This window comes from Flavobacterium sp. NKUCC04_CG, assembly GCF_019345525.1.
Lineage (GTDB): Bacteria > Bacteroidota > Bacteroidia > Flavobacteriales > Flavobacteriaceae > Flavobacterium.
On sequence record NZ_JAHKRA010000025.1, the window covers coordinates 24,274 to 35,466 of the forward strand.

Consider the following 11,193-nt stretch of genomic DNA (forward strand, 5'->3'; position numbering starts at 1 on the left):
ACAAAAGTATTTATTTAGATTAAATAAAAATAGTGATTTAAAAGTTTTACTTATATTTCATAAATACTTACCCTAATTTATATATTTCCGCAATAATTAACGCAAAAAAAATCGGACATACCTTGTAGTCCTTAAAAAAAAAGGGGATTGGTAACAAGAGCGCCGCTCCCAACTCAATCCCCGTATCTCTTGACTTTTAACGGTTATAAATTCGCTTGTTTGCGATAATCTGCTGGAGAAATATCGTAATAGACATTAAACGCCCTATAAAAAGACGACCGAGAATTAAAGCCGCTTTGCATCATAATTTCTTCGATAGTCTCCATATTATTCGGATTATCTAACAAACACACCGCGTGTTGTACACGTAAAGCATTAATAAATTTATTAAAATTGGAATTTAGACCCAGGTTAAATACTTGAGTGAGGTGGTATTTGGGAATATGTGCTGTTTTAGACAGCAGGTTTAAGGTTAAATCGGGATTTAAATAAATCTTGGCTTCCCAGGCCCTATCCAAGCTTTTTAAATAGTTGTTCATCTCTTCCTCAGAAATTCGAGATTTTTGGTATTTAACCACTTCTATTTCGAGCGGGGGTTCCACTTCGACGACAGGCTGTGGCACTTGTTCTATTTGCCCTTCCTGCGGCGCTATAAATTGTTCTTTAAAATAATCAAAAAAGAGTTTTCCAGTATAGCTGTTTTTATAATAAGTAAACTTGCGTACCAATATCAGCAAATTGTATCTAAACATAATCACCACAGCACTCAGCATTAAGGCATAAATTACAAAGCTATTGATTGCATTAGGCTGTTTATTTAAATCGCTAAATACGATGCCCAAAAAAATCAAAGCGGTTGCCAACATCACAATAATCGACTGGCTCATAATTGCAATAGCCTTTTTATCTTTTACCATTCTATTGAATCTGATATAGGCAACTAAGGTATAAACTACCATTTGTAAGCAAATAAGTCCATACAATATAATGGAATACACTTTTAAAACAGTAAGATTATATCTAAAGAAAAAAGTTAAAACGAGAAAAATAGGAATAAACAATAGTCCGAGCGCAAAATGCGTCCATTCTCTTTTTAGCACCTTGGATTCATCATTGATTAAGAACGAGAGTCCAATGTAAAAGAAAGGTCCATAAAACAGCCCAAATGGCGCTCCGACATCTATAAAATAGAATGTTGCAAAAAATAGCTTTGTGATGCAGATATAAATACTGTGAATAATTATAAAACACAGGAAAAGTAGTTGAACTGTATAAAAAATCTGTCCGCGATAGATAACGCTGTTAAAATAAATATTGACTAAGGACATTAAAATAACATTGCTTAAAATAATCAAATAAAAATTGTCCATATTCGGAGTTTAAGTTTTTTTAATATTGGCATGCACTTTTCGATACACTGAAGGTCGCATTCCAACAAATTCTTTAAAATATTTATTAAAAGTAGATTTAGAATGAAAGCCGCATTGTGCCATTAATGCTTCGATAGTATAATTATCCTTTTTAAGCAACAATTTTTTGGCATAATTTATTCGGTACCTTCCCGTTAGGGAATAAAAACCCGTTTTCATATCACGATTTAGCACTTCAGACAATTCCGCTCTGGAACAGTTGAGTTCTTGCGCCAAATCGATAAGATTGAAATCTACATCTAGGTATTTGGTCGATTTCTCGTAAAACAATAATATCTCTTTAGCTAAAGGAGAATCGCTTTCCAAATGGAATTGTCGGTACTTTAAATTATATTCTTCTAAGAGTAACTGCCCTTGTTGTTCGGTCTGAATTTGCTCTTCTTCAGAAATTTCTTTTTGGAAATTTTTTAAAAAAATAATACCAAACACCATACAGAGAAACATGATACCTATAAAGATAACATATACATTAAAGTCAAATACTTTATAGTTGTTTTTTTCAAATAAGGTCATCACAACCACGATAATACCGAAAACAGAAAAATAATTTAAAATGCTAATTATGTTTTTAGAATTGGAATATTTAGAGGATACTTTTTGCCTCTTCAATTCTCTATTAATGCTTATGGTATAATACAACAGGTAAGCTATATTCATCAGCAACACTACGGAATTATGCGTCCATGTATTAGCTATGAGAATAACTAAAAAAACCGCAACATTAACATAGATTATTTGATATTCTTCTTTTAAAAGAAACATATCGTTTATATTTTTTTTATATAAAAAAAACAACATACAAACGGCCATACAAATAAAAAGAGGGATGTTGCACAGGATCAATATAATTTGAATACAAAATATAAAGATGCTGACTATCAATAGTTCGCGAAATTGTAGTTTTTTAAAACCTTGAAAAAATCGTATTAAGGAATGTGTCATAATTGGAATAAATACATTGAAAATAATCACTTTAAAATCTTAGTTATCTTAAATCAATACCGCCAAAGTCATCTTTCTTAATCATTCTATAAATTTATTACATTATTCTATACCAAATGATTTTGTTTTCAATTATTTATTTCTATATTTTATAGCTTTATATTTAGAAAAACAAACAAACACACCAATAAAATTATATTCACTTCTATTTTTAACTAATTTTAGTAAGTAAAAATGACTAATAAAATTTAATTAACACTAAAATAAAAATAAAAAAAATCACAATTTATTGCGTTTTTAAAAACAACAAGTCCTCTTAAAGTTGTCTGAATCTCACTTAATTCCATAGAAAAAGCGTAGAATAACCAAAAGCGTTATGCCATCTTAAAATTGCAATAAAAAACAAGTAATTAGCCCGGAGGAGAGCGGTTGGTTTAGCACGGATTATGTAACATATTGCTGCATATCTGAGTCTAAAAATAGAATAGCTTTGAGCCATTAACTAGGCTCAAAGCTATTTTTGTAAGCCTTTTAAAAAACTGCTTAAGTAAGATTTATTAAATATTTGCTTTGTAGGTCTTATAGTAATCGTTTGAATTCTACATTTCTAAAATAATAAATTCACTTCTTCTGTTTTGTTGGTGTTCTTCTTCTGAACAATTTTTACCGTTAGAGCAGGAATTGATGAGTTTGGTTTCACCAAATCCACGTCCAGACACACGACCAACCTCAATTCCTTGATCGGTTATCCATTTGGCTGTTGCTTTAGCTCTTTTATCCGATAATTTTAAGTTATAATTGTCATTACCACGACTATCGGTATGGGATCGTATATCAATTGTCATCTTTGGATACTCTTTTAAAACCTCCACAACTTTAGCTAGTTCTACTTGAGCTTCTGGGCGAATATCCGATTTATCGAAATCAAAATATATCGGATTTAATTTTAAGACCTTAAATAAGTCGTCTCCTTTTTTAATGATAATTTTATTTTTTTCCAATCCGAAATTTCCTTGCGTTGTACCACTTTCGGAAGGAACTATGACCACTAACTCCGCCGTATTATAGTCCACTATTTGAGCATTTACGCGGTATTTAAAATTACAGTGTAATTTCGGAAACTTATAAGTTCCCTCCTTATCGGTAAAAACTTCTTCTAGTTTTTTATATTCGTTATCGAACAAAGTCACTTTTGCATTAGCCAGCTTCTCTCCTGTAGATAAATCAAAAACAGTTCCTTCGATGGCTTGGACGCATTCTAATGGCAAGCGTTTGTTTTCCGTAAAGCTATAAATATCATCATTTCCCGAGCGATTAGAGCTTAAAAAGCCCTGTCTGGATAGCGTATTTATATAATAGGCAAAATCATCATAAGGACTGTTGGCCGGTTCGCCGATGTTTTTAACTTCTGTAAAGCTTTGATCGGCATTAATTTTCGTAGCATAAATATCCAAACCTCCTAAACCCGGACGTCCATCAGTAGAAAAATACAATTCATAATCCGCTGTGATAAAAGGAAAACTCTCTCTTCCTTCCGTATTGATTTGTGCGCCTAAATTTATAGGTTGTCCATAAGTACCATCGGTATTAATCGCTACTTTATACAAATCGGACTGTCCCATACTGCCTTCGCGATCGGAGGCAAAATACATCCACTTTCCATCAGGTGTTAAGGCTGGATGCGCTGTACTGAATTGATTCGAGTTAAAAGGAAGTTCTTCTACATCGCTCCAGCGGTTGTCTTTCCAGGTAGCCTTATATATCTTTAGTAAAGTCACACCTTTGGCATCGCTTAAACGAGTGCCGTTATTATAATTGTTGCGCGTAAAATACATATGCTTCCCATCGGCAGAAAACACGGGAGTCGATTCGTTAAATTTAGAACCTATTTCCGAGGCAAAATGTTTGGGCTGTCCCAATTGTCCGTCCTTGTTAATATCCGCAGCATACAAGCGTGTAAACTCTTGATTTGTCCAAGTATGAATCGATTTAGAAATACCTCCTTTTTCTCGAGATGATGTAAAGATCATTTGATCATTATAAACGATACTACCATAATCAGACTCTGGGGAATTTACCGTTATGGTTTCCATTTTATAACGCCCCGAATATTCTTTAATCTTTTCCAAATAATCATCTAGCGATCTAAATAGATGTACACGGCTGTCGGCCTTTTCTATAGTTGCAAACCTTTGCAAATACACATCTGCCATTTTATACTCGCCTACCGTTTTTAGCGTTTGTGCGTAGCGATAGTAATATTCTGACGGAATGGTTTGGTCTTCTTCCTTTTGGAACAGTTTTGCGTACCATAGATTTGCTTGATCCAGCTTTCCATTAAAGTAATAAGCGTTTCCTAGATTTTGAAAGAGTTCATTGGACTCATATCCTCTATTAGCAACCTTTTCATAAATTTTAATGGCATCTATATACGAATAATTTTCATATTCTTTTGTTGCCCTACGCTCTAGTGCTACTTGAGCATTAAGCGTGATGCTAAAGAGAAAAAACATTCCCCAAAACGATATTTTTGTAGTTATTTTCATATGTCGATTGTGTATTTATAAGCCTATGGTATCGTCTAATTCTCGTGGGCTATTAGCAGTAGGAACTAGACGATTACATAAGGATTCGGTTTAAAAGAATCTGGGTGATGTGATTCGGTTAAAGCGATTGAATAATTCAAATCGCATAAAGATTTCGTGTGAACCCGAGTTATAATGTGCCAATTTGGTGGTGTCTGTATCGTAGGTATAACCGACGAATAAGCCGTCGGTAACTTGAAAACCGACTAAACCACTAATTGAGGCATCCCATCGATACGCTGCGCCTATTGTAAATTTCTCATTGATTAAAAAATTCGCCGTCACGTCCACTTGTAAGGGAGCACCATCTACAGCCTTAGCTAAAAAAGCCGGTTTAAACTTTAGACTTGGGCTCAAATCAAACACATGTCCTCCTATCAAATAAAAGTGCATTTTTTGTTTCATGGTGGATACCGTATTGTCTTCATATCGATCGGTAGTCAAAAAATTGGGCACCGAAAATCCAAAATAGGTTTTGTCTGAATGTACATAAACTCCCGCACCAATATTGGGTGAAAATTGATTCTCTATATTATCTTGAAACTGTATATCGTTTGGATTATAGATGTTCAATTTGGTGTAATCGACATTCAATAAATTAGCGGTTCCCTTGATTCCAAATGACATTTTAAAGCGCTGACTCAAATCTATAGTATACGATAAGTCGATCGCTATATTATTTTCATCCATAGCCCCAATTTGGTCGTTTGTAAACGACGCCCCCAATCCCAAACGCGAATTACCCAAAGGGGTATTTAATGAAACGTTTGCCGTTTTTGGCGCACCATCTAATCCAACCCATTGTGTGCGATAAAGCCCAAAAACACTCAGCACCCCTCTAGACCCGGCATAAGCAGGGTTTATTTGTACCGTATTATACATATATTGGGTGTACTGAGGATCTTGTTGTGCATATAGACTTTGAAATCCACCTAACAATGCTAGGCTGGTTCCAACTACTCCAAGTAAGTTTTTTATTTTCATATGCAGATATTTATTGTTTTATTAAGCTTAGTAACCGTATAACATCGGGTTGTTTATCACGCGACCGAAGTAGTACGTTAAGGCAATGCCTTTGTTTAATTATTTTCTAAATGCAAATAACCTGCTTTCTTAATCGTATTCGATCCGTTGGTATCTGTAAACTCATAAGTCAGTATGTAATAATAAGTACCTGTAGGTAACTTTTCATTCTTATTAAGCGTTCCCCTTCCATCAGAAACTCCCCTAAAGACATTACCTGTAGTATCATAAGCAGCGGTTTCAAAAACTTTCACTCCCCAACGGTTAAAAATTTGTACCGTATTGTTGGGGTATTTTTGAATTTTATCAATCAAAAAGTAATCGTTTATACCATCGCCATTTGTGCTGACCGCATTATAAATAACGAGGTCTCCATCCAATAGATACTCTTGTTTTACTGTTGCAAGTGTAAACACCCCATAACCATCAACAAAAGTGGCCGTTCTAACTGTTTTGGTATTTAAATCAACGATACCCCCTTCATCCACCCACAGCTTCTTTTCATTATCCCAGCGGACGATGTGTAAATTCTTTTCTGGCGATTTCAGCAAATGACTCGGCGTTGTTTTTTCGTCCCAACTCAAAGTTAATATGATATCGTTTTTGGTATTGAGCTGTTTCATCGTCCAGTATTCGCTGTCGTCGATATCTAAAATAACACCGGCTTTACTTGCAGCTGGATGTCTTAAAAAAGTATTTTGATTATAATACCTACTCGAATATAAATCGGCTACCGCTTTAGGTGCGCCAATTTCTGCTCTTCTATAGTTAGTACCATCACCTATGGGATAGACAAAATCTTTATTACCTCTTTTTTCAACCTCTCCATTGACGTGGCTGTTGTTACTGACATTGATTGCGGTTGCATTAATTTCAAAAACCATAGCTCCATCCAGAGAGTCAACTTCAACTATACCTTTAGTAAAGTTTGCTGTTCCGGCAATACTGATGTCGTTTTTTAGATCAAAACCCGTATTGGCTGTTGTTTTATTAAACAAAACATCCATAAAGGCTATAGGTTTATCACCCGAAATCAACTGTTTGCCATTGCCCGTGCCTTCAAAAATGGTATAACCGGTTTTATTGGCTTGGTTAAAAGTGAACAGTCCGTTATTTTTCAGATAGTCTTGTAGAAATAAATCCCCATCATTATATAAGATGCCGGTAGCCGTATTATCGAACCCTTGTATGATGGATAACTCTGTCTGTGGCGAGATATAAACATCCCCCACATTCACCATCATACCTACCTCTTGAGCATGTACGGAAATACCAGCTATAAGGCATACTGTATAAATCTTGTATTTCATAATTCGGTTCATATTTATGTATTTTAAATTGGGAGCCCGTAAAGAATGTCCGCAATTGGGCTCACTCCTACAGAAAATATTGGCTAAAGTTTTAAAAGCTCCAAAACATTCTTAAAGACAAAACTTTAGACAAGATCACTTGTCTCCTAAATAGCTAAATCAATATATAAAAAACGGGAGAAGATTTCCCTCCCGTTTTTTAGTTTAAAATTATTGTACAGTATAATCTACAATTGTATTTTCCTGAACATATTTAACAGCCCATGCGATGGTATTAGCATATAAGAAACTGTTGTAAACCGTACCTCCAGAATAGGATTTAGACAATGGTAAGCCTGTACTGGTAACATAAGCTGGCCAAATCGTAGTGGAAGTGTTGGAAGGAGTTCCAGAAATCCAACCACTATCACCAATATAAACATAACCTAAACTGTTGTGTCTTAACATCCATGCTCTTGACGCATTTCCATTTTGAGTAGCCAGAAGTATTAGATTAGATGGGAAATTGCTTACATAGTACGAGTTATTCACGTCAGATCCACCTGCTTTTCCTCTGACATCTTCAAATGGTCCTTGAAGAATTGGGTCGGCAACATTTAGGATTGGGTTTTGATATGTAGTTCCCGTACCGCTTACGGCAACAGATCCTCCTGAAATTTTATTGATTAAGTCTTGGGTACTTGAAGCACTATTTTCCTGAGAGTGAATCAATACTCCTTTTTTGTTTTTAACAAAATCATTTAATATTTCAATACTTGCAGCATTTGGCAAGAAGTTATAAGACAATACGATGATATCAATTTTATTATTATTGATGTTATTTCTTAAGGTCGCACCCTGGCTCAATCCATTATTAAAGATTTTCATATCTTGAATTTGTACTTTACCACTAGGTCCAAAACTATTTTTGTTTTGTAGAATTGCTCTCGCTGCTTCTGAGTTTGAAGCGGTTCCCGGTGAATAAAGCCCTTGACCAACTCCTAAAACATTCATCGTTCTATATACGAATGTGATGCTCTTCGTACAACTGGTTCCACCACTACTACTATTGCTGGTAATCACATAGTTGAATGTACCACCTGCTAATGGAATTCCCGAAGCTCTTAGAGTAACCGGCTGTGTACCAGTAGTACTGAAAGTACCCGTAGCTGTAAAGCTAATGCCGTTAACCGTATTGGTTGTGATACTGTAAGCACCCGGATAGGTTACGGTAACATTTAAAGTCATCGTATTAGTAGCAATCATTGGTGTTTCTGGAGCATAATTTCCATTAACCGTTATCGAGCTACAGCTCATGGCATAATTAACCGGTTGTGCCACAATAGGTATGGTTATATTACAAGGTGCTTCTAAACCTGGAGTACCTGTAATACCTAATATAATATCGGTTGCACCAGTAATGGTACCCGTTCCTGTTAAAGTAATAAGTTGCTCTCCAAGGTTATCTAAACTGACTACACCAGAGGTAAAGGTAATTCCCGATACGGTATTTGTTGTAATCGTTGTCTTACCCGTAGCCAATACATTAACTTTCAACAAAATCGTATTAGAACTATTTAAAGCAACATCTTGCATATAGGAACCGTTGATAACGGCATCGTTACAGTTTACTGTATATTTGACAGGTGCTACGATTACCGGAATATTAGAACAACTCGACGCATTAGCCGCGTTGGAAGACAAATTAAATTGATTTGTTCCCGAGGCCAAAGGCATTCCCGTACCTGTTAATTCAATGGTATGAGCTCCAATTGTGGTAAAGTTTCCAGTTCCAGCAAAAGAATATCCATTTAACACATTGGTATTGATACTCCAGAATCCAGTACTTGTTACATTGACAGCAACTTGTAATTTATTGGTATCATTAAGTGCCATTCCAATATAGTAATTACCTTGTGACTGAATATTTGCACAGGTTATCACAAAATCAACGCTGGCTTTTTCAACAAATACAAAAGGTTTACAATTTGCCGGTCTGTTGTTTAAAACGATAGTCAACTCATCTCCAGATTCACCAGTATTATATCCTCTGTTTGGTGTACCTACACCATTAAGAGTCAACATATAAGACCCCGTGGTTGGGAAAGTTCCCGATGTGGAGAAATAATATCCGTTGTTAGTCGATGCACTTACTTCATAAGTACCCGCTTGAGTAACCGAAACCGGTATATTCAAGGTATTGTTTGAATTTAAGAATTCTCCTTGTTTGTAAATTCCGTTGACCACTACTTCATTACATTGAACAGTCGATATATTGATTACTGCCGGTGGAGGTGTTCCACATAGGCTTAGCCATACCGCTTGTACCGAACTCCAGTAGTTAAAACAACCCGTAGAGGTATTGTAAATCAACAATCCATCAACGCGATTCGCAGGAATTATAGCATCGCGCTGGCTTGCAGTTAATCGAGGGGTTAAAAAGCCCTTATTATTACTTTCTAATTCAAGAACGGCTCCTAAAACAGGAACATTTGGTGTTCCTGAAACTGTACCGTCTTTAATTTTGGTCATGTTCGTTTGTGCAAACGAACGCTGTACTGAAAAAGTCAGTAATACCAGCACCAACAGCGTTTGAAATATATTTCTAAATATTTTAGTTTTCATCTGATTTGTGGTTTAGATTACTGGGGTTACTATTTGTTTAATAGTAACGATTCCAGTTTAGTTAAACGATCTTGAACAGCTTGGTTAGCCTCTTCTAATTTCTGAATTTGTGCGTCTTTTTGTTCGATTTGATTTTTTTGATCGATTACGTGCAGATACAGTTCTTCCGTTTTTTCTAATAATTGTATAGAAAGTTCTGATAAATTAAATGCGTAACCCGCATCGGTTTTGATCAAATCATGAATCGGTGTGATACCTGGTAAGTGTCTGTTGGTTTTTATAAAATCTTCCACACTATCTAAGTCTTTAAATTTGTAGTCCAATTTTATCTCAGAAAATCCATCGAAATAATCCTCGAACACATAATCCGCATAATTACTATTAACCGTAGTTATACTACCATTAACCCTTAATTTCTCGTCTGGTACATCTGAAGGCGTGGTATAACCAATACCAACCCATCCTTTTGTATAGATGTTATCGTTATTCGAAATTGCGCCTTGATTGGTTGTTGTACTGTACCAAGGTTCTTGAATAATTGGTGCTAAATCCAGAACATGGACTACCGTGTTCTCATCTGTATATACCAGTTTTTTCTGGTCGATATCCAACTCTAACTTCGTTAGGGTTTCGATATCCCCAACCATATCAACCAAATCAAATTTCGTCTCAATGTCTAATTCGTTGGTATATGATAAGGAATGTGTCACCGGATCATACGTCATGGTAGTTAAGGTTTCTACTCCTTTCACTAATACTGAAATATCAATCGGATTAGCAATCCCTTTTTCATCTGTGTATGTCAACGTATGTACGTCGATCTCTTGACCATCTTGATCAAAACCAGGTGTCACCACATCAACCAAACTCGTCAAGGTTTGTTTTTCTTCAATTAAATTGGTGATGTAATCATTAAAGTCTTGATTGGTATTGTTTACCAAACTCGCCGGAATATCAATAGTTACCGATACCGCTTTTTCGTTTGTATAAGTATAAGTTCCGTCATTATTGTTAACTAAAGTCGTCGTTGTCTCAGCCGCCTTAACCAATTCGGTGATGTCGATTATTTGTATGTCGCCGTTTTCATCGTAGTACACAAAATTATCTCCGTCGTAAGTCACGTTACCTTCTACCTTGGTTAAATATTCATTAAGAATGTTTTGAACCGTGGTGTTGTTGATGATGTCTTCGAATTTGTTGGTCACATCGGCAATGACGTTGATTTCAACTTTGTCTCCTGCCTCATTTTCGTAAGTATAGACACGGGAAGTAGCGTCTTGAACGATGGTCGTTACGGTT

6 protein-coding genes and 1 pseudogene are annotated in these 11,193 nt (G+C 35.5%); all 7 read right to left on the minus strand.

The genetic code is table 11. From position 1 onward, the window contains the following. Positions 1-203: 203 nt before the first annotated feature. Positions 204-1,370, minus strand: a complete 1,167-nt coding sequence (locus tag KO524_RS14495) for an AraC family transcriptional regulator (RefSeq protein WP_219294950.1) — start codon at positions 1,368-1,370, stop codon at positions 204-206. Between the two features lie 9 nt (positions 1,371-1,379). Next, on the minus strand, positions 1,380-2,192 hold the full coding sequence (locus tag KO524_RS14500) for a helix-turn-helix domain-containing protein (protein WP_219294951.1): 813 nt from the start codon (positions 2,190-2,192) through the stop codon (positions 1,380-1,382). 779 nt (positions 2,193-2,971) lie between these two features. Then, on the minus strand, positions 2,972-4,918 hold the full coding sequence (locus KO524_RS14505) for an OmpA family protein (protein WP_219294952.1): 1,947 nt from the start codon (positions 4,916-4,918) through the stop codon (positions 2,972-2,974). Between the two features lie 90 nt (positions 4,919-5,008). Continuing rightward, positions 5,009-5,941, minus strand: a complete 933-nt coding sequence (locus KO524_RS14510) for a type IX secretion system membrane protein PorP/SprF (protein ID WP_219294953.1) — start codon at positions 5,939-5,941, stop codon at positions 5,009-5,011. Between the two features lie 95 nt (positions 5,942-6,036). Continuing rightward, positions 6,037-7,290, minus strand: a complete 1,254-nt coding sequence (locus KO524_RS14515) for a gliding motility-associated C-terminal domain-containing protein (RefSeq protein ID WP_219294954.1) — start codon at positions 7,288-7,290, stop codon at positions 6,037-6,039. Positions 7,291-7,500: 210 nt separating this feature from the next. After that, on the minus strand, positions 7,501-9,894 hold the full coding sequence (locus tag KO524_RS14520; protein ID WP_219294955.1) for a hypothetical protein: 2,394 nt from the start codon (positions 9,892-9,894) through the stop codon (positions 7,501-7,503). A gap of 29 nt (positions 9,895-9,923) precedes the next feature. Beyond that, positions 9,924-11,193, minus strand: a pseudogene (locus KO524_RS14525) (hypothetical protein); the annotation flags it as partial.